Genomic DNA, 20878 nt, shown 5'->3' on the forward strand with positions numbered 1-20878 from the left:
ATATTATAATTATTCATTCATATTTGTAGTCTAAATAAATCAAAAAAAATACATTTGTATTAAATTATAAAAGAATTATGTCAGATACTATCGAAAAAATAAAATGTTTAATTATTGGTTCTGGACCTGCAGGATATACAGCTGCAATTTATGCTGCAAGAGCAGATATGAAACCAATAATGTATACAGGTATGCAAATGGGTGGTCAGTTAACTACAACTACAGAGGTTGATAATTTTCCTGGTTATAAAGATGGAACTGATGGTACTGCTATGATGATGGATTTGAAACATCAAGCAGAGCGTTTTGGCACTGATGTGCGTTTTGGAATGGTAACTTCTGTTGATTTAAGTGAAGAAATTGGTGGAATTCATAAAGTGGTTGTTGATGAAACAAAACATATAGAAGCAGAAACCATAATTATTTCTACAGGAGCAACTGCTAAATATTTAGGTTTAGAAAGTGAGCAGCGTTTAATTGGTGGTGGAGTGTCTGCATGTGCTACTTGCGATGGGTTTTTTTATAAAGGACAAGATGTTGTAGTAGTAGGTGCTGGAGATACTGCTGCTGAAGAGGCTACCTATTTGGCTAATATTTGTAGTAAGGTTACTATTTTGGTGCGTAAAGATTATATGCGTGCCTCAAAAGCTATGCAACACAGAGTAAATAAAACTGATAATATTGAAGTTTTATACAATACAGAAATTGATGAGGTTTTAGGTGATAATGTAGTTACTGGAGTTAGAGCTATTAATAATCAAACCAAAGAAAAACATGATATTCCTGTAACAGGAGTATTTGTAGCGATTGGTCATACACCAAATTCAGATTTATTTAAAGGAGTTTTAGATATGGATGAAACTGGTTATTTAATCACTAAAGGAAAAACTACAAAAACAAATTTACCAGGTGTTTTTGCAGCTGGAGATATTCAAGATAAAGAATACAGACAAGCTGTAACTGCTGCTGGTACAGGTTGTATGGCTGCTTTAGATGCAGAACGTTATTTAGGTGCTTTAGAGTAGCTATTTTATTGCATTTTTGTAGAAATCATATTTCTTAAAGTTTGATGAGCTTGATATGCTTTGTTATCCTTAAATTTAGAAAGTTAAGGGACCAAGAATTTTTTAAAGTCATTGAACGATTTTTTTGATCTGAACCATAAAAAAACGAGCTATTTTTTAAAATAGCTCGTTTTTTATGAACACAATCATTTACACTTAAAATCCTGATCCTGGGTCTGAAGGTACAGATGCAGCTTGCGATTTTTGTGGATTTAATATCATATAAGTACCTAAAGCAGTTAAAGCTGCATATTTACTGTAATTTCCTATTTTTTTAATGGCGTCTTTACGAGTAATATTTTGAGTTTCTTTGTTATTTTTCATGATCTATTTCTTTATATTATTGATTATTCTAACACAATTTTTTTGCTGATTTTTCCATTTTCACTTTCTAATTGAGCAATATAAACCCCAGTAGTTAATTCTGGTAACTGAACATCATAAACCCCATTAGCACTAAAACTTTTGTTTAATACTTGTTTGCCTAATATGGTAAATAATTTTATTGAGTTAGTCATATAATTTCGGTATATTTATATTATTAAATACAGTAAAATAGAAGAATTTAAGGGACAAGACTTACTAAACTTTATAAAAGAATTACCAAATGATGAAGCCTGTAAATCCTATTTAGCGAAAATAAAATGGCATGATGGTTTTACATGTAGTAAATGTGGTCATACCAAAGGCTGTGCAAAATCAGGTTATACTTATCACTGTTACAACTGTCATCATGTGGAAAGTGCTACAGCAAATACTATTTTTCATAAAGTTAAATTTGGCTTACAGAAAGCATTTTGTATTGCATTTGAGATGAGTACAAGTAGTAAAAGCATATCAAGTATTCAAATGGGTAAACGCTTTAGTCTTCGTCAAGGAACAGCTTGGTATTTTATGCAAAAAGTTCGTAAAGCGATGAAGAGCAGCCAAAAATATCCTTTGGAAAAATTAATTCATGTTGATGAATTTACAGTTGGAGGAAAAGAAGAAGGTAAACAAGGTAGAAGTTATGATAGTAAAAAGAAAAAGGCTGTTATAGCAATAGAATTGACAGATAATAACAAAGTAAAAAGAGTCTATATTAGGTCGATTGATGATTATTCTGCAAAATCACTAACCCCAATATTTGAAGAACATATTTGTAAATCATCAAAAATAATTACAGACAAATGGAGAGGCTATGAACCTTTAAAAGAAAATTTTAATATTGAGCAGATTTATAGCAACAATGGTGGTAATTTTAAACAATTACATACTATAATTATGCAAGTGAAATCATGGATAAGAGCCATACCTACTCATGTGAGTAAAGCACATATTCAAGCTTACTTTGATGAATTTTGTTTTAGAATCAATCGCTCCCAAAATAAAGCTAGTATTTTTCATAAAACAATACTAAGAATGGTAGAAAGTAAACCTATTTACCAGTCTCAAATAAAACAGCAAATAAACGTATAATTCAATATTTTTTTTCATGTTTAAATTTTTAAGATTAGTTTATAATTAATTTTTTGGTTATCATTTTATTAGTGTTATTTTTAATTCTAATAAAATAAACTCCAGATTTTAAGTCAGTTACAGAAAATACGTTTCTAATAATATCACTTTTTGCAAACTGTTTTACTTTTTTACCTGTAATGTCATAAACACTTAGGTTTTTAATTTGTTTAGAAATAGAAAAAGATTTTGTTGTAGGGTTTGGATAAATGCGTACACTACTTTCAGATAGTAATGCATCTGTAGATAGTGTGGCTTTTTGATTACCAAATATTCTGAATTCCCCAGGTTGTAACGTAATACTGTTGGCAGCATAGGTAGTATTTCCAGATGGATCCATTAAATCTACCCAATCTCCAGTAATAGGAAAATTAGTATCGATATTCTGTGCTACAACATCAAAATTAGCTAAAACAACAACGTTTCTTAGTTCCGTTTCTGGAATGCTTGTATTATAAATATCTATTCTAGGTGTTAACGTACCTGAAGTAATAGTGTAATCGCCTTCAAAAACGGGTAAAGAAGTTTTTAATAAATTTATTCTAGCCCAATCATCATAAATCATTTTTCTATTGGCATTTGTTAGCCAATTATCTGCCCATTGAGGTTGTGCTTTTGTGTCTAATTTACAACCATCATTATTATAACTTCCATCAGAACAAGTAAAAATAGACGTTTCCATTCCTAAATCTCCAAAATGCCATATCATTTTTGGCCCAGGAATTGTTAAGGTAACTGCTCCAAGAGCAGACATTCTTGATAAAGCTGTATTTAAATCTCTTACATTATGAGCAGCTGTTGAGTTGTTACCAAAGGCAACATTTTTATACATTAAACGTTCCTCATCGTGACTTTCTGCATATCCTAAAAGTCTTGGTTGATTAAAACCTCTACTTTTATGGCCCATTCTGTTAAAGTTTTTGTTGCCAGATGTACCCATAGTAAGCTCATTATACTCATTTGTTAACTTACCCCACATCATAATTCCATCTTTGTAATTTGCCCATTGTTGTTCTTCATTATCAGAACCTAAGTGTTCAAAAATTACATAATGGTCATCGTCTAAACTCCAAGAATAATCTGCATAAGATTTTAAAACATCAACTCTATCTTGTTGGTACGCATTTGTACAACCTTCATCACTACCAGAACAATTTTGTGTAAACCCTTTGGTTAAATCCCAACGAAAACCATCAATTTTAAAATCTTCAATCCAATGTTTAATAACACGTTTTGAATATTCTTGTGTTAAACTACTTTGGTGATTAAAATCTGAACCTACATTGTAACTATGTCTAGAAAACTCATTAAAATAAGGATTATCTGCACTTGGTTCTCCCCAACCATCATTATCAGCATCATTCATCCACATTCTAACCATTGGGTTTCTACCAAATGCATGGTTTAAAACAACATCAAGAATAACTGCAATTCCGTTTTGATGGCATAGATCAATAAACTCTTTTAATTTATTTTCTGTGCCGTAAAATTTGTCTAGCGCTAAATGAAATGAAGTATTGTATCCCCAACTTTCATTACCCTCAAATTCCATAACTGGCATAAGGTGAATGGCGTTGATATTTAATCCTTTAAAATAATCGATTTTATCAATTAAATCTTGATAATTTCTATCCTCGTCAAAATCTCTGATTAATACTTCATAAACAATTAAGTCTTCTTTTTTAGGTTTTTGAAAATCTGTAACTTGCCAATTATACTCTGTTTGACCTGTTTGTAAAACAGTTACTTCTCTTTCTTGACCAGAAGGATACGTTGGCATATTTGGGTAGGTATCTGTAGAAATCCATGGATCATCAAAAGGAGATAAAACCAATGTAGAAAATGGATCAGCAGTTTTTACCAAGCTTGGTGAATTTGTTGCCGGAGATTGATCAAAAACCCAATATTGATAGGTTTCGATTTGGCCAGCTGTTAAGTTTGATATTTCTAACCAAAACTTACCACTTGCTGGGTCTTTTTTCATATTGTAAGCGTCAGTAGGGGTATAGTTGTTAAAACTACCTGCAACTTGTACAAAGTCTTTGCCAGGTGCATTTAAAACTAAAATGGCTTTTGTATCATCAGAAACATAATTAATACCGTCTTCCATACCAGAAGGCATGTTTTCATTAGCAACATCAGGTACAACAACAACGTTAAATTTAGCATCACCAGTTTCTGTAGAATTTGGTGGTGTACCCACTATTTTTACAACTCCACTTTCGGTAATATTAGGTATAGTAGCATTACATGAAGGAAAACCACAAGTTGCAGTGGCAACAGATACATCATTATAAAAAACTTCTATGTTACCTTGAACTGTGGTTGAAGATTGAAAAACGATTTCTGCGCTAACATTTAAGTTATCACCTGAATTTACAACCACTAAATCTGTTGTAGGGTTTGTAATATTTACTTGTACAGCACCAATAGGAAAAATGAAATCTTCACAAGAACCGCCATCATTTAATTTAAGTTCTTGACTACCATCTTCATTTCTAAATACCATACCAATTTGGGTAGCAGTATCAATTTGAGTTTGTGTTAAGGTAAAGTAGTTTTGAGGGGTTATGGTGATGCTGTAAGTTCCATCTCCATTCGCAGTCATTTCTCCAATACCATCATCTTGGCCCCAATTACCAATTACATTAAAACCGAAAGCATTGGCATTGTTTCCAATACCTGCATGCATGTATACTTTATTAGGATTTGATAATCCATTACAACTGCCAGTAGCAGTAATGTCTACTGTAAAAGTTACAGGTTGGTTCATTTCAATTGCACTAACGTCAAAAGTTACTTGAGCTACAGAGACAAAAGAAATAAGCATTATAAAAATTGAAAGTAATTTTTTTATCATAGATATGGGTTCTTTAAAAAAAGGTCATAGAAAACTCTATGACCTTTTTAGTGAAAATTTATTATTGTAAAGTTATAGTTCTATTAACAGTATCAATTGTTAACGTGTACGTTCCTGGAGTACCAATAAATCTTACATTGCTATCTCCATCAGCTGCATTTTCAAAATTAGCGTCTATAGTATAACCTTCACCTTCGTAATATGGATAGTTATAACTAGGAGAACCCCACTCTAATGTAGCATCTGTAAAAAATCTAAACGCATCATTAGCAAAAGTTACTTGACCCGAATATACACCAGCACCAGTACAAGGTAATGCCACAGGAGAATCCCAACCCCAACCAGCATCAGGCACACCAGCACCAACTAACCAAAGTTGGTCTAATTCGCATAATTTAATAGGATCGCTTAATGTGATTGTTTTGTTTACATCATCTATTGTTAAACCATACTCTCCAGGAGTGCCTGTAAACTTAAAGTTACTATCTCCATCTAATGCATTTTCTAATCTAGCATCTATAGTATAACCTTCATTTTCGTAATAAGGATAATTAAAGCTTGTAGAAGACCACTGGGTAACTGCATCTGTAAAGAATCTAAAAGCATCGTTTTTTAAGTTGATATTACCTTCGTAAACGCCAGTACCTGTACATGAAATTTGTACTGGATTATCCCAGTTCCATCCATTTGCACCAGCACCAACCACCCAAAGTTGGTCGTAATTACAATTTGGACCTACCACTGCAGGGCCTAAAGTAATGGTTTCGTTTTCTGTATCAATTTCTAAGAAATACTCACCAGCTGTACCTGTAAATAAGAAGTTGTTGTCACCATCCATAGCATCTTCAAAATTACTATCTATGGTATAACCTCTATCTAAGAAATAAGGAAAATTGTAACTAGGAGAACCCCAAGTTAATGTAGCGTCTGTAAAAAATCTGAAGTTACCACCATTGTCTGGAGATAAATTAATGTTTCCAGACCATTTTTTACCTTGTAATACAAGTTCTACAGGAGAATCCCATCCCCAGCCAGCATCAACTGCACCAGCACCAACTACATAAAGTATTGGGGCTAAAGCTACATCATAAGGAGTTATAGATAAAGTAATATTTGCTGAAGTTCTAAACAAATCACCAGCAGCAGTTTCTGCGATTGCTATAATTCTAAAATCATAGTCTTTTGCATTGGCAGCAACACCATTGTTGTCTAACACAAAGGTATTTAAATCTCCATGAGTTAAGTCTAAGCTGTTATCATCTGTTTCTCCTAACACAAACGGAGTTGCAAAATCGGTTCCTGATTCTGCAGCTTCTAATCGATAGCTAACAGGTACAGTAGATGATGCTGTAATTTCTGGGTCATCCCAAGTAATGGTTACCGCAACTAAATCTGGATCAACGTCAGAAAGTGAAAAGGCATCACCACTTGTAGGGCTTGTAATACTAGGTAGTTGTACAGCATATTTAGATACTTGAAACAAAATAGTATTTGATACAGTGGCACCAGTATTTAACCTCATGTAAACAGCAGTTGCAGAAAAAGATTTAATATCTTGATTGTCTAACACTTGATTAAAGTTTGCAACGGTCATAGAAAAGTTGCTTAGGTCTGTTGAACCCAATGAAATTGGATTTTCAAACTCTGGTGCTGTAGCCATTTCTATGGTGTATGTTGCACCTGTATTTATTTCATCAACCCAATTTATAGTAAATGCAGGATTGTTTGGTACTTCAAAATTTAGGAAAATAGTACTGATACCAGGTGTGTTTAAAACAAACTCTGGATCTGGTGTTACTATAGTTAAACTTTCTTCTACATCACAAGAACCTAAAACTAAGGTTAATGATAGAATTAAGTAACTAATTTTTTTAAAATATTTTTTCATTTTATCTTTTGTTTTAGGTGATATTATAAGTTTAATGGAATTAAAATATAACGTCCTGTTAAGTCATTAAACCAAACATCGTAATCATCTTCTACTATAACAGGTATCGTTCCTCCACCATCAGTAGCTACTCCAGAAAAAGATGTTGAGCTTCCCCATTTTGCACCCGAATCTGTAACAAATTCTACATTACCAGGGGTTAGTCTTACACTATTGGCATACCATAAATGAGCATCAAATGCCATTTGATTCATAGAAACATTTGCAGTACTTGAACCTTGAATTGTTAATGAATTCGGACTTGTAATACCAGTAGCATTAAAAGGAACTAATGTGTATGTGTTAGAAGCAAAATTTATCATAAACGAGTAGTAGCCAGTGCTTGATACACCAAATCTTCCAGGATCGCCAGATTGTGTACCTGGGTTACCTGCAACACTTCCACTGGTTGCTGGGTCGTCACTACCTTCATCTCTAGAGTCGCCCCATTGTGGTTGCCATAATCCTTTGCTTTCTAAAATTTTGAATCTACCTTCATTGTAATCTCCATTGTCATTTTTTATTAAGCCTGTATAATAGAATACATTACTGTCATTTTGATCTCTAAATAATGGCGGATTTTGATTTACATCGCTTTGATTGTTATTATCCCAACCAGGCGCAACTCCATTACCTACTAAAAAGTAATCATCAAAAGTATAGTTAAAGTATGGGTATACATTAACTTGAATAGCATTTGAAGCAGCACTTTCACTATTTCTTGTACCTAAAGATGATACGATTCTAATATAGATTGGTTTTAACTCAAAAGGATTTAAACCTGCATCACCAGCAGCAGCGTTTACTTCTGCAACAGATAAAGTTATTGCAGTTTCACCAGTAGTGGTTGCTGCAGTTGTTGGGTTGGTAAATGCGTCATCACTAGAAAATTCGATGGCATAGTTAACTGCAGCTTGTTGCCCATAACTAGCATCTTGCCAGTTAAGATTTATAGCAGGATTGTTGGTGTTTACAGGATCTAACGTTAAATCTGTAAAACTTAAATTTGCTAATACTGGTGCTGTTGGATTTGATGTAGTTGTAAATAATTCAGAATCATCATCACAAGCATTAAACATCAATAAGAACAAACCTATGATTGATATTGCTGAAAATCGTTTTATAATTTTTTTCATTTCTAAATATTTTTTATGTTTAATACCCGTCATTTTGAGTTAAGTTTGGGTTTGATGCTAAACTTGCAGAAGGTATAGGATACAATCTTCTTGTTGCAGGAATAGAAATACCATTGCTTCCATTACCTTTCCAAACCCAGTTATACGAACCTCCTGTGAATTTACCAAAACGAATTAGATCTTGTCTTCTATGTGCTTCCCAATGCAATTCTCTTGCTCTTTCATCTAAAATAAAATCTAAGTTTAAGTCTGCAAGTGTTAAATTATTTTGAGGATTATTAGCTCTAGAACGAATTGCGTTAATATAGTTTACAGCATCTGTTGGAACTGCACCAGAACCGCCTCTAAGATGAGCCTCTATATACATTAAATATACATCTGCCAATCTAAACAAAGGAAAATCTGTGTCTGCAAATGTTAAGCCTACATCAGAACCAGGTGCTCCTGTTGATGTTAAATTAGAGTATTTTGCTAAAATGTATCCTTGGTCTTGGTTAGAAATGTCTGTGATTTCTTTACTTCTACCTTGAGATATAATTGTGTTTCTAGCATCATTATTAAAAATGCTTGGTTCAAATAATTCTACAAATTGTTTTCTTAATCTTAGAGCTCCTCCCCAACCAGCAGGGCTTACTCCTAAAGATTCTCCATTACCTTCTATACTACCAACAGAACCGTTAATCATTACAGTTGTAGGACCATAGTTTTGGGTGTAAATACCATCAGAAATTAATGGAAAAATAATTTCATTTGCTGCTGAATTGGTATCGTTATCTGCCATAAAGTTGTGTAAATAATTAGAGGCAAGTGTAAAACCACCTCCAATAATTTTTTTACAATAATCAATACATTCTGTGTACTTAGCTTCACCTATATACACTTCTGCATTTAAATAAATCTTAGATAAAATCATCCAAGCTACTGCTTGGTCTGCTCTACCATGCTCATTTGTTCTTGGTGCAGGTAAATCAGCTTCAATTGCTTTTAATTCAGTTTCAACATAGTCAAATAATTGTTGTCTGTTGTAAGCTGCAGGTGGTGCGTTGATAGCATCTTCTTCTGTTGTAAAATTAGCTTGGCCAAATAAATCCATCATATAATAATATGACATTGCTCTTAACAAACGTGCTTCAGCTCTAAACTGTTTTACTTCTGCTTTTGTAGCTTCAGACACATTTCTTTCAGCTAACTTAGCCTCTGTAGTTTCTCTTAAAAAATTATTTGCAAACGCTATAGTTACGTGAGTTCTACCATACATTCCTAAAAGAATAGGATCTGCTTCGTTCCAAATGTTACGTTGTATTTCTCGAGTTCCAGGGTCATTTTCATAAGACCAAATCATTTGGTCTGCAGATAATGTTTGTAGGTATAATAAAACCCTACCAAATTGACTAGTACCAGCATCTAAACCTTGTATGTTTGATGATCCTGCACCATCTACACCAGTTAAGGATAGGTTACCATATACGCCAGCCAATAGTCTTTTATATGAAGTTTCATTCGTAAAGAAATCTTCACCTAATAAATCTTGGTCGTCTTGTGGTGTTATATCTAAATCTTTTGTACAAGAAGATAAAGCAACAACCATAACCAAAATAAAGACTGCTATTTTTTCTATTTTTAATATTTTTTTCATTATAAAATCTTTATGAATTAAAATTTAATGTTAGCACCTAACAAAAACACTCTTGGTCTTGGGTAATTTTCGTTGTCTATACCATTGCTACCCAATTCAGGATCTAAACCAGAGTAGTTTGTTAGCAAAAACACGTTTTGCATACCAGCCCAAAAACGAATGCTATTTGAAGCGAATTTTTTGATTGGTCTATCTAAAGTGTATCCTAAAGTGATATTATCCATTCTTAAAAAAGAAGCATTTTCTAAATAAATATCTGATCGAATAACATTAGCTGTTGTATTAAAGTTTGTGTTTAATACAGATGTTGGTACATTACCTAAAACAGCATTGTCTCTTAATAAATCGTATTGTGCTAAAGCTGAATTTACGTTATTGTATAAATAATTGCCTACGCTTGCTCTTAAGTTAAATGCTAAATCAAAGCTTTTGTAATTAAAGTTCGATTGAAAACCAAACGTTAGGTTTGCTTGTGGATCTTCTTTTAAATATCTATCAGCGTCATTAGTAATTCCATCTCCATTTAAATCTGCGTAAGCACCTTCAATTGGGTTTCCATTACTGTCGTATAATTGTTTGTAAACGTAAAACGAATTTGGTGCAAAACCTTCGCTATGCAATTGAATAAAGTTTCCTGTACCTCCTGCAATTCCACCTTGAGTAATGTCTTGTCCTAAAGCCAATTCTTTAATTTCTCTGCCTATATAAGTAGTGTTAAAGTTAACATTCCAACTAAAATCTTCCGTTTTTAAAACATCTGCATTTACGGCAAATTCTACACCATTAACCTGTAAATCTCCAATATTCTGTAAAACTCTGTTTGTAAAGTTTGTTCCATCTGCAACTGGTGCATCTGATAGTAAATCTGTTGAATTTTTTTGAAAAACGTTTAAAGAACCTGTAATTTTATTGTCGAATAAACCATAATCTACACCCAACTCTACAGTGGCTGTCTTTTCCCATCTCAAGTTACTTCTTGCAGAAGGTATGGTTGATAATATTGGATTACCACCAAATATGTATTGAGAATCTTGATTTCCAAAACGATATCTATCTAAATACAAATCTCCAGCAATACCTTCTGATTGTCCGTTAACACCATAAGATGCGCGTAATTTTAAATCAGAAATTACCTCGTTATCTTTTAAGAAATCTTCGTCACTAACTCTCCAAGCCAAGGCAGCTCCACCAAAGTTACCCCATCTGTTTTCTGGACCAAATCTAGAAGTACCATCTCTTCTATAGTTTAAAGTAAGTAAATACTTTTCATTAAAAGTTAAATTAGCTCTTGCTAAGATACCTATTAATACGGTTGGTGTACCCGCGCTAAAATTAGGAAAGCTATTAGGATCTCTTCTGTTTCCTGTACTTCTTCCAAAACCTTCAAAAGATTGATAATCGTACCCAAGAGTTACGTCTGTTTTAAATTTACCAAAAGTATTCACATAATTAAGGTAGGTTTTAAAGTTTTCATTTGTTCCTTCTCCATAGCTTTCAGAATCATTACCCATAATGCTATTGTTTGTTGGCACATTTAAAGATGTAATATCTGTATTTGTTGATTCAGATTTATCAAAACCAGCAGATACAGTAACAGTAAGTTCTGGTAAAAAATGCAGTTTATAGTCTAATTTTAAATTACCAAATTGTCTAAATCTGCTTCCTCTACTTTCATTTTGTAACAAGCTAGCAACTGGGTTTTGGGTACCATTTGCTATTTGACCATTACCATCTATATGTTGATAAAAACCATCGTAAGGAGAACTTGAATCGTATACAGATTGTGTAGGGTCATACCTTAACGCAGCATTAATAGCACCAGCACTTCCATATCTTTCATTAATAAAGTTTCTGTTATAGTTTAAGCTTACTTTTAAATGATCGTCAAAAAATGAAGGGTTCATAGAAAGCGAAACTGTATTTCTTTCGAATTGAGATGTTAATATATTTCCTTCAACATCAGAAAAGTTTACAGAAAGTCTTGTAGGTATAAATCCTAAAATTTGACCACGTACACTTAAATTATGAAAAGTAGAAACTGATTTTTGTAAAACTTCGTCTTGCCAATTTGTATTTGCATTACCTAATAAACCAACGTCACCAGGTCTTCTTTGATTTACAATTTGTCTATAAGCATCAGCGTCAAAAACACTAATTCTATCTCTTATTTCTCCAAAGTTTACTTGATAATCGTAATCTAAAGCATATTCAGTTCTACCCTTTTTTGTTGTAATAATAATAACCCCATTTGCACCTCTGGCTCCATAAATAGCAGTAGCAGATGCGTCTTTTAGTACCGAAAAAGATTCAATGTCATTAGGGTTAATACTATTTAAGTCAACACCAGAAAGTGGTAAGCCGTTAATAACTATTAAAGGATCATTAGAAGCATTTAAAGAAGAACCACCACGAATTCTAATTTCTGAACCAGAACCAGGAGCACCACTTGTTGTAATATTTACACCAGCAACTCTACCACTTATAAGGTTTTCAGCAGTTACAATGTTTCCTTTTGTCATGTCTTTAGCTGTAATCGCTTCAATAGATCCAGTTGCATCTTTTACGGTAGTAGTACCATAACCAACCACAACAATTTCATCTAATTGCTCAGCAGATTCGTCTAAAAGCACTGTAAGATTAAAGTTAGATGTAATCGTGATCTCTTTATCAGCAAAACCCAAATACCTAAAAACTAAAATATCTCCAGTAGCAATTCTTTCTAAAGAGAAATTTCCATCAAAGTCGGTCTGAGTACCTCTAGTAGTACCTTTAACGACAATACTAACTCCAGGTAAAAACTCTCCTGAAGATTTTTCTTTTACAACACCTTTTACAGTTTGTTGAGCAAACATGGTAAAGGATGAGGTAAAAAGAATTCCAATTAATAATAATTTAAAATTTTTCATGTATAATTTGTTAAATAATAACTGTAAATTTGATTTTGTTTAACAATAAATTTATATTCCACCTAGTAAAGATATAGTGTACAGCTGTAATTTCAATATTCAAAAAGTTACGAAATCGGTTTCGTGTTAACAACTTTTTTTGGAAGATTATTACTATATTAACATTAAATAACATCAAAACTTATCTTTTAATAAAAAATGAAGCAAAAAATTACCATAAAAACAATTGCTAAAGAATTAGGCGTTTCTACATCTACTGTGTCAAAAGCTTTAAAAGATAGCCACGAGATAAGTATAGAAACCAAGAAAAAGATTCAAGCTTATGCCAATCTTTACAACTACAAACCCAATCATTTGGCACTACAATTACGTAACCAAAAAACCAAAGTAATAGGGGTTATTTTGCCTAAAATAGTACATCATTTTTTCTCAACAGTTATTATGGGTATTGAAGATGGAGCTAACAGAAAAGGATATAATATAATGGTTTGTTTCTCTAACGAATCTTATAAAAAAGAGGTAGAAACTTTAAAGGTGTTATCAAATGGCAGTGTAGATGGAATAATTGTTTCTATAGCAAGTGAAACGCTTCAAAATAAAGATTTTAATCATTTTGAAGGTTTGGTTTCAGAAGAAATTCCTTTGGTACTTTTTGATCGAGTGGTAGATGAGGTTTTGTGTGATAAAGTAGTGGTTGATGATGTTGGAGCAGGCTATAAAGCCACCAAATACTTATTAGACAGTGGAAGAAAAAAAGTAGCATTAATTACTACCCCTAAACATGTAAATGTAGGTGCATTAAGAAGGCAAGGTTATGAAAAAGCTCTGATTGAAGCGTATATTAAAACAAATGAGGATTTAGTTGTAGAAATTGACGAAGATAAAGATGTTAAATCGCAAATTGAAACAGTTTTTAAAGAGGATATTGATGGTGTTTTTGCAGTAAATGAAATTTACGCAGCTAATACTATGAGAGTAGCAAAAGAAAAGGGGTTAAAGATTCCAGAAGATTTAGCAGTTATTGGTTTTACTGATGGATTGATTTCAGAATATTCTTCGCCATCAATTACAACCATAGCACAACATGGATTTACTATGGGCAAACAAGCAGTTGAGTTGTTGATAGAAAGAATAGAAAAAGAGTCAGAAAATTTCAAGCCAAAAAAGATTGTAATTTCAAGTGATTTAAAAGTTAGAGAATCCACAAAGTCTCTAGTCTAGTTTTAGACAAAATAACTCGTAATTTTCACGAAACCGATTTCGTAAAAATTATCAATTTTTTAACTTTTACGAAACCGTCGTCGTAATTTTAGTCTCTTTTTTTTATCAATTTCATAAAAATTAAATATCTTTGTTATCAAATTAAGGTTTATCAATAAGTTTTATTCCACACTTTTAAACAGTTGATAAGTCGAAGTGCTTATCGTAATATTAATTAACAATATTCGATAATGGAAAAGCGTAAATTAAGCTTTTTACAAATCTGGAACATGAGTTTTGGGTTTCTAGGAATTCAAATGGGGTTCGCCCTCCAAAATGCAAACGCAAGTAGAATTTTACAAATTTTTGGTGCTGATGTTCACGAACTTTCTTGGTTTTGGATCATTGCACCCTTAATGGGTTTAATTGTTCAACCAATTATTGGGCATTATAGCGATAAAACTTGGGGAAGATTTGGTAGAAGAAAACCTTATTTTTTAGTAGGTGCAATTTTGGCCTCAGTAGGTTTGGTTTTAATGCCACAAGCAGATATTTTTATTGCTTTTGTGCCTGCGCTTTGGGTTGGTGCTGGTTTTTTAATGATAATGGATGCTTCTTTTAATATTGCAATGGAGCCCTTTAGAGCGCTTGTTGGTGATAATTTAAGAACAGATCAAAGAACTTTAGGGTTTAGTGTGCAAACTGCATTAATTGGTTTTGGTGCTGTTGTAGGGTCTTGGTTACCTTATGCATTAACAAATTGGTTTAGCGTTTCTAACAAAACATCGCAAGGTGTTGTGCCAGACAATTTAATTTGGTCTTTTATTATTGGTGCAGCCATTCTAATTATTTCAATTTTAGTTACAGTTGCTACAACTAAAGAATATTCACCAGAAGAACTAGCAAGTTTTGATGATGATGTAGAAGAAGTTGTTGATGAAGAAAACTCGAGCCTACTAGATATTGTAGATGATTTTAGAAAAATGCCAACAACAATGCGTCAATTAAGTTGGGTACAATTCTTTTCTTGGTTTGGCCTTTTTGGCATGTGGGTTTTTGCAACGCCAGCTATAGCACAGCATATTTATGGTTTACCTCATACAGATAGTAGCAGTACTTCTTATCAAGATGCAGGAGATTGGGTAGGAATTTTATTTGGAATTTACAATCTAGTTTCTGCTTTTTATGCATTTGCTTTGCCTTATATCGCAAAACAATTAGGTAGAAAAAAAACGCATTCAATATCACTTATTATTGGCGGTTTAGGGCTTTTATCAATTTACATTATGCCAGACAAAAATTGGTTAATTGTTTCTATGATAGGAGTAGGAATTGCTTGGGCTAGTATTTTAGCAATGCCTTATGCAATTTTAGCGGGCTCTATATCTGCAAAAAAAATGGGAGTTTATATGGGGATTTTTAATTTCTTTATTGTAATTCCACAAATCATCAATGCATTAATTGGTGGACCATTAGTAAAATACGCATACAATAATGAAGCAATATTCGCTCTAATTATTAGCGGATTTAGTTTTTTAATTGCTGCAGCTTTAGTCTACAAAGTAAAAGATGTAGATGATGTAGTACAATCAAATTAACATGAAAAAAGGATTTATTTTCGATTTAGATGGTGTAATTGTAGACACTGCAAAATACCATTATTTAGCTTGGCAAAAATTAGCCCACGAACTTGGTTTTGAGTTTACCAAACAACAAAACGAATTATTTAAAGGAGTAAGTAGAAAAAGATGTTTAGAAATCTTATTAGACATTGGTAACGTAAACGCCACTCAACAACAGTTTGACCATTGGATGATTACCAAAAACGAAGATTACTTAGAGTATATAGAAAAAATGGATGCATCAGAAATTTTACCAGATGTGCCCAAAGTATTAGAATATTTAAAACAAAATGATATTCCAATTGCTTTAGGTTCTGCTAGTAAAAATGCACAACCCATTTTAGAAAAAGTAGGATTATTACCTTATTTTAATACCATTGTAGATGGTAATAATGTAACAAAAGCAAAACCAGATCCAGAAGTTTTTCTTTTGGCTGCAAAACAATTGGGCGTTAATGCTTCAAATTGTGTTGTTTTTGAAGATGCTGTGGCAGGTGTACAAGCTGCAAATGCTGCAAAAATGGTAAGTATTGGTATTGGAGATGATAATATTTTATCTGAAGCCAAATTTAATTTTGCAGATTTTACAGAAATAAGTACCAGTTTTATCCAACAATTAATAGAAAAATAAGAAAAGAGAAAAAGGAATTTAAAATATTTTAAAGGTTAAAAAGAGCAAAATAATAAGCAAAAAAGCATTTTTGTTTCACAATTTCACTCTTATATTTTCGTCCTTTTTTCTCTAAAAAAGTAAAAAAAAATGAATCAAGATTATATAAAACCAAATGCATGGTCTGTTCTAGAAGATGGGTTTGATCCTGCACAGGTTAAGTCGTCAGAAAGCCTTTTCAGTATTGGAAATGGGGCTATGGGACAGCGTGCAAATTTTGAAGAAAAATATACAGGAGAAACTTTTCAAGGAAGTTATATTGCAGGAGTCTATTATCCTGATAAAACACGTGTGGGATGGTGGAAAAACGGGTATCCAGAGTATTTTGCTAAAGTATTAAATGCACCAAATTGGATAGGAATTAACGTTTTTATTAATGATCAAGAATTAGATTTAAACACGTGTAAATCGGTTTCAAATTTTAAGAGAGAACTTAACATGAAAGAAGGTTGGTTGTCTAGAAGTTTTGAGGCTGAATTGCAAAACGGAATTAAAATTAGTGTCTTTGCAAAACGTTTTTTAAGTTTAGAATTAGATGAAGTAGGTGCCATAAGCTATGCTGTTACACCAATAAATAACAATGCAACAATTACGTTTTCACCGTATTTAGATGCTGGTATTACCAATGAAGATACCAACTGGGATGATCAATTTTGGAACGTATCTAAGGTAATTCAAAACAATAGGCAATCTTTTATAGAGGCGCAAACTATGAAAACCGATTTTCATACTTGTACTTTTATGGAATCTCGATTATTTGTAAATCAAGAAGAAATTATCGTTGACTGCAAAAATCAAAAATCAGAAAAAATAGCAAGTTGTGCATATCGTCAATCCATCAATAAAAACGAAACGTTTATCATTCATAAATTTGGGGGTTATGTTGTAGATAGAAATCACAATAAAACACAATTGGTAGCTGTGGCTAAAGATATCTTAGACAAAGCAGTTAGTTTTGGTTTTGATGTACTTTTAGAAATGCAAAAACAATCTTGGGCACAAATTTGGCACATGTCAGACATCACTATAGAAGGTGATGTAAAAGCGCAACAAGGTATTCGATTTAATATTTTTCATTTAAATCAAACGTATTTAGGCACAGATGCAAAGTTAAACATTGGCCCAAAAGGATTTACAGGCGAAAAATATGGAGGTAGTACCTATTGGGATACAGAAGCTTATTGTATACCATTTTATATGGCTACTAAAGATCAATCTGTGGCAAGAACCTTGTTAGAATACAGATACGAACATTTAAATAAAGCTATTGAAAATGCGCAAAAGTTAGGTTTTACAAACGGTGCTGCATTATACCCAATGGTTACTATGAATGGTGAAGAATGCCATAATGAATGGGAAATTACCTTCGAAGAAATTCATAGAAATGGCGCCATTGCTTTTGCCATTTACAACTATTACAGGTTTACAGAAGATTATAGTTACATACCCGAAAAAGGATTAGAAGTTTTAATTGGTATTGCCCGTTTTTGGCATCAAAGAGTAAATTACTCAACAGATAAAGAAAAATTTGTAATGTTAGGTGTAACTGGGCCTAATGAATACGAAAATAATATCAATAACAATTTCTACACAAATTACATGGCAAAATGGTGTATTGAATACGCTTTAGAAAATATAGAAATTGTAAAAATAGACCATATTTCAGATTATATCAGAATTAAAGAAAAAACCAATTTTACAGCTGATGAATTACAATCATGGAAAAATGTAGCTGATAATATGTATTTTCCGTATTCAGAAAAACACAATGTGTATTTGCAACAAGATGGTTTTTTAGACAAAGAATTGATTACAGTAGCAGACTTAGACCAAACGCAAAGACCAATCAATCAAAACTGGAGTTGGGATAGAATTTTAAGATCTCCTTATATTAAACAAGCAGATACTTTGCAAGGTTTTTACATGTTCGAAGATCACTTTACAACAGAAGAATTAGAACGTCATTTCGATTTTTACGAACCTTTTACAGTACACGAAAGCTCATTATCACCTTGTGTACATAGTATTCAGGCTGCAAAATTAGATAGAATGGAGCAAGCGTATACTTTTTACTTACGTACTTCTCGATTAGATTTAGACGATTACAATCACGAAGTAGAAGAAGGTTTACACATTACTTCTATGGCTGGTACTTGGATGAGTATTGTAGAAGGTTTTGGAGGAATGAGAATAAAAAATAGTATGCTATCTTTTGCGCCTAAAATTCCTAAACAATGGAAATCGTACTCTTTTAAAGTTAATTTTAGAAACCAAATTATTAAAGTTATTGTTTCTCAAAAAGAAACGTATTTTGAACTAGAAGGTAAAGAAGAGGTAGAAATTTTAGTTAATGGTCAGCTAACAAAAGTTACGCCAAATAATTTATTAACAGTTTAATTATCAGTGAAATGAAACGAATCAGAAACATTTTTTTTATCATAATAATTATTGTTTTTAACACTTGTACTCATCAAGAAAATTCTAAAAGTGTTTCTGATGTTTCAGTTTCAAATGTATCTTTAAACAAAGTTGAGCCCACAAATTGGTGGGTAAATATGAAGAATACAAATCTTCAATTATTAGTACATCACCCAAATATTTCAGACTATCAACCCACAATAAATTATACTGGTGTTTCTATAAAAAAGACAACTAAATCTATTTTAAGTAACAATTACTTATTTATTGATTTAGAAATCGCCTCAGAAACCACTGCAGGTAAATTTGACATTCTTTTCAAAAAAGAAAATACAGAAGATTTAGTGCATACCTACGAGTTAAAAACAAGAAATAAATCTGCAGAAGAATATCAAGGTTTTAATAGTACTGATGCTATATATTTAATTACTCCAGATCGTTTTACAAATGCAGATGAAAGTAATGACATCAATAAAAATTTGAAAGATCAGTCTTTAGATAGAACTGATGGATACAAACGTCATGGAGGAGATTTACAAGGAATTATTAATGGAATAGATTATATTTCAGACTTAGGTTTTACAGCAGTTTGGCCAACTCCTGTTTTAACAAATGATATGCCAAAGGGCTCTTATCATGGGTATGCAATTACAGATTATTATCAAGTAGATCCTCGTTTTGGAACTTTAGACGATTATAAAAATCTGGCAGATAAATTAAAATCAAAAGGAATGAAACTCATCATGGATCAAGTTGCAAATCATTGTGGTTTAGAACATTGGTGGATGAAAGATTTGCCTTTTGATGACTGGGTTAATCATCAAAAAGATTACGAAGATAATATTGAGAATTGGAATTGGAAAGCTGCTACATTTTCAAACCATAAAAGAACTACAAATCAAGATTTATACGCATCAGAATCAGATAGAAAAGGAAATAATGAAGGTTGGTTTGTAGAAAGTATGCCAGACTTAAATCAACGTAATCCATTTATGGCAAACTATATCATACAAAATTCTATTTGGTGGATAGAAACTTTGGGTTTAGGTGGTATTCGTCAAGACACGTATCCTTATCCAGATAAACAATTTATGAGCAATTGGGCAGATGCAATTATGAGTGAATACCCAAATTTCTCGATTGTTGGCGAAGAATGGAGCTATAACCCTCTTTTGGTAGGGTATTGGCAAACAGGCGCTAATAATAAAGATGGGTATGAATCTCATTTAAAATCTACCATGGATTTTCCGATGCAAAAAGCTATTATTGATGGTGTAAATGAAGAAGAATCTTGGGACAAAGGCTTGGTAAAATTGTACGAAGGTTTGGCCAACGATTTTCATTACGCATCTCCTAATGATATAATGGCTTTTTTAGACAATCATGATGAAGGAAGAATGTTTACAGCCTTAAATGAGGATGTTACTAAAGCAAAAATGGCTTTAAGTTACATGTTGATGATGCCAAGAATTCCACAAATCTATTATGGAACAGAAATATTAATGGATGATACTGCAAATCATGGGGATCATGGATTAATTAGAAACGATTTCCCTGGAGGTTGGAAAGGTGATAAAATAAACGCATTTACTGGTGAAGGTTTGTCATCGGATAAAAAGGAAATGCAATCTTTCGTAAAATCAGTATTAAATTATAGAAAAGATAGTAAAGCAATTCATGAAGGAAAAGCCATTCATTTTGCACCATTTATGGGTACTTATTTCTTGTTCAGAATAAAAGATGATGAAACAGTAGTGCACATCATAAATAAAAATGAAAACCCAATAAGTATTGATTTAAAACGCTATGCAGAGATTGGTTTAAAAGGAAAAACCTTAAAAAATATAGTTACTGGAGACGATTTTATTTGGGGTGATGTGATTGATTTTAAAGAAAAAGGAAGTTTATTATTCACTACAAAATTCTAAATATAGCTGTCATA

Annotated in this window: 14 protein-coding genes; 7 read left to right on the forward strand and 7 right to left on the reverse strand. The window is 32.3% G+C overall.

What is annotated here, in order from left to right:
• Positions 1 to 77: 77 nt before the first annotated feature.
• Positions 78 to 1025 (forward strand): thioredoxin-disulfide reductase, encoded by a 948-nt coding sequence (gene trxB, locus SJY27_RS15860; protein ID WP_397445846.1) that lies wholly within the window; start codon positions 78 to 80, stop codon positions 1023 to 1025.
• 195 nt (positions 1026 to 1220) lie between these two features.
• Here trxB and SJY27_RS15865 read toward each other — a convergent pair whose 3' ends face one another.
• Both SJY27_RS15865 and SJY27_RS15870 read right to left on the reverse strand, forming a co-directional pair.
• Positions 1221 to 1388, reverse strand: coding sequence for a hypothetical protein (locus tag SJY27_RS15865; protein WP_397445847.1), 168 nt, complete (start codon positions 1386 to 1388; stop codon positions 1221 to 1223).
• A gap of 23 nt (positions 1389 to 1411) precedes the next feature.
• The gene (locus SJY27_RS15870) at positions 1412 to 1582 is read right to left on the reverse strand and encodes a T9SS type A sorting domain-containing protein (protein ID WP_397445848.1); all 171 of its coding nucleotides are present in this window, start codon (positions 1580 to 1582) and stop codon (positions 1412 to 1414) included.
• Positions 1583 to 1619: 37 nt separating this feature from the next.
• On the opposite strand from SJY27_RS15870, the gene SJY27_RS15875 reads away from it, so the two are divergent.
• A complete protein-coding gene (locus SJY27_RS15875; protein WP_397445030.1) occupies positions 1620 to 2522 on the forward strand; it encodes an IS1595 family transposase in 903 nt (300 codons plus the stop codon).
• A gap of 34 nt (positions 2523 to 2556) precedes the next feature.
• Here the strand turns inward: SJY27_RS15875 and SJY27_RS15880 are convergent, their stop codons facing one another.
• The 5 genes from SJY27_RS15880 to SJY27_RS15900 form a co-directional block, all read right to left on the reverse strand.
• Positions 2557 to 5421, reverse strand: a complete 2865-nt coding sequence (locus tag SJY27_RS15880) for an alpha-amylase family glycosyl hydrolase (RefSeq protein WP_397445849.1) — start codon at positions 5419 to 5421, stop codon at positions 2557 to 2559.
• 61 nt (positions 5422 to 5482) lie between these two features.
• Positions 5483 to 7309 (reverse strand): SusE domain-containing protein, encoded by a 1827-nt coding sequence (locus tag SJY27_RS15885; protein ID WP_397445850.1) that lies wholly within the window; start codon positions 7307 to 7309, stop codon positions 5483 to 5485.
• A 23-nt stretch (positions 7310 to 7332) separates the two neighbouring features.
• Positions 7333 to 8484, reverse strand: a complete 1152-nt coding sequence (locus SJY27_RS15890) for a SusE domain-containing protein (RefSeq protein ID WP_397445851.1) — start codon at positions 8482 to 8484, stop codon at positions 7333 to 7335.
• A gap of 19 nt (positions 8485 to 8503) precedes the next feature.
• Positions 8504 to 10120, reverse strand: coding sequence for a RagB/SusD family nutrient uptake outer membrane protein (locus SJY27_RS15895; RefSeq protein WP_397445852.1), 1617 nt, complete (start codon positions 10118 to 10120; stop codon positions 8504 to 8506).
• Between the two features lie 17 nt (positions 10121 to 10137).
• The gene (locus SJY27_RS15900; RefSeq protein ID WP_397445853.1) at positions 10138 to 13026 is read right to left on the reverse strand and encodes a SusC/RagA family TonB-linked outer membrane protein; all 2889 of its coding nucleotides are present in this window, start codon (positions 13024 to 13026) and stop codon (positions 10138 to 10140) included.
• Between the two features lie 198 nt (positions 13027 to 13224).
• Between SJY27_RS15900 and SJY27_RS15905 the strand changes: the two genes are divergently transcribed.
• The 5 genes from SJY27_RS15905 to SJY27_RS15925 all read left to right on the forward strand — a co-directional run bounded on the left by SJY27_RS15905 (position 13225) and on the right by SJY27_RS15925 (position 20864).
• Positions 13225 to 14247 carry a LacI family DNA-binding transcriptional regulator gene (locus SJY27_RS15905; RefSeq protein ID WP_397445854.1) on the forward strand — a complete coding sequence of 341 codons (1023 nt, stop codon included), beginning with the start codon at positions 13225 to 13227 and terminating at the stop codon, positions 14245 to 14247.
• A 230-nt stretch (positions 14248 to 14477) separates the two neighbouring features.
• Positions 14478 to 15824 carry an MFS transporter gene (locus SJY27_RS15910; RefSeq protein WP_397445855.1) on the forward strand — a complete coding sequence of 449 codons (1347 nt, stop codon included), beginning with the start codon at positions 14478 to 14480 and terminating at the stop codon, positions 15822 to 15824.
• Between the two features lies 1 nt (position 15825).
• The gene (pgmB, locus tag SJY27_RS15915) at positions 15826 to 16479 is read left to right on the forward strand and encodes a beta-phosphoglucomutase (protein ID WP_397445856.1); all 654 of its coding nucleotides are present in this window, start codon (positions 15826 to 15828) and stop codon (positions 16477 to 16479) included.
• A 129-nt stretch (positions 16480 to 16608) separates the two neighbouring features.
• Entirely contained in the window at positions 16609 to 18915 is a 2307-nt protein-coding gene (locus tag SJY27_RS15920) for a glycoside hydrolase family 65 protein (RefSeq protein WP_397445857.1), read from the forward strand.
• Positions 18916 to 18926: 11 nt separating this feature from the next.
• The gene (locus SJY27_RS15925; RefSeq protein WP_397445858.1) at positions 18927 to 20864 is read left to right on the forward strand and encodes a glycoside hydrolase family 13 protein; all 1938 of its coding nucleotides are present in this window, start codon (positions 18927 to 18929) and stop codon (positions 20862 to 20864) included.
• Positions 20865 to 20878: the final 14 nt, after the last annotated feature.

The organism is Polaribacter sp. R77954 (genome assembly GCF_044595335.1).
In the GTDB taxonomy this organism is placed as follows: Bacteria; Bacteroidota; Bacteroidia; order Flavobacteriales; family Flavobacteriaceae; genus Polaribacter.

Coding starts and splice junctions, on each gene's coding strand:
- trxB (WP_397445846.1), top strand. CDS start 78: ATGTCAGATACTATCGAAAAAATAAAATGTTTAATTATTGGTTCTGGA.
- SJY27_RS15865 (WP_397445847.1), bottom strand. CDS start 1,388: ATGAAAAATAACAAAGAAACTCAAAATATTACTCGTAAAGACGCCATT.
- SJY27_RS15870 (WP_397445848.1), bottom strand. CDS start 1,582: ATGACTAACTCAATAAAATTATTTACCATATTAGGCAAACAAGTATTA.
- SJY27_RS15880 (WP_397445849.1), bottom strand. CDS start 5,421: ATGATAAAAAAATTACTTTCAATTTTTATAATGCTTATTTCTTTTGTC.
- SJY27_RS15885 (WP_397445850.1), bottom strand. CDS start 7,309: ATGAAAAAATATTTTAAAAAAATTAGTTACTTAATTCTATCATTAACC.
- SJY27_RS15890 (WP_397445851.1), bottom strand. CDS start 8,484: ATGAAAAAAATTATAAAACGATTTTCAGCAATATCAATCATAGGTTTG.
- SJY27_RS15895 (WP_397445852.1), bottom strand. CDS start 10,120: ATGAAAAAAATATTAAAAATAGAAAAAATAGCAGTCTTTATTTTGGTT.
- SJY27_RS15900 (WP_397445853.1), bottom strand. CDS start 13,026: ATGAAAAATTTTAAATTATTATTAATTGGAATTCTTTTTACCTCATCC.
- SJY27_RS15905 (WP_397445854.1), top strand. CDS start 13,225: ATGAAGCAAAAAATTACCATAAAAACAATTGCTAAAGAATTAGGCGTT.
- SJY27_RS15910 (WP_397445855.1), top strand. CDS start 14,478: ATGGAAAAGCGTAAATTAAGCTTTTTACAAATCTGGAACATGAGTTTT.
- pgmB (WP_397445856.1), top strand. CDS start 15,826: ATGAAAAAAGGATTTATTTTCGATTTAGATGGTGTAATTGTAGACACT.
- SJY27_RS15920 (WP_397445857.1), top strand. CDS start 16,609: ATGAATCAAGATTATATAAAACCAAATGCATGGTCTGTTCTAGAAGAT.
- SJY27_RS15925 (WP_397445858.1), top strand. CDS start 18,927: ATGAAACGAATCAGAAACATTTTTTTTATCATAATAATTATTGTTTTT.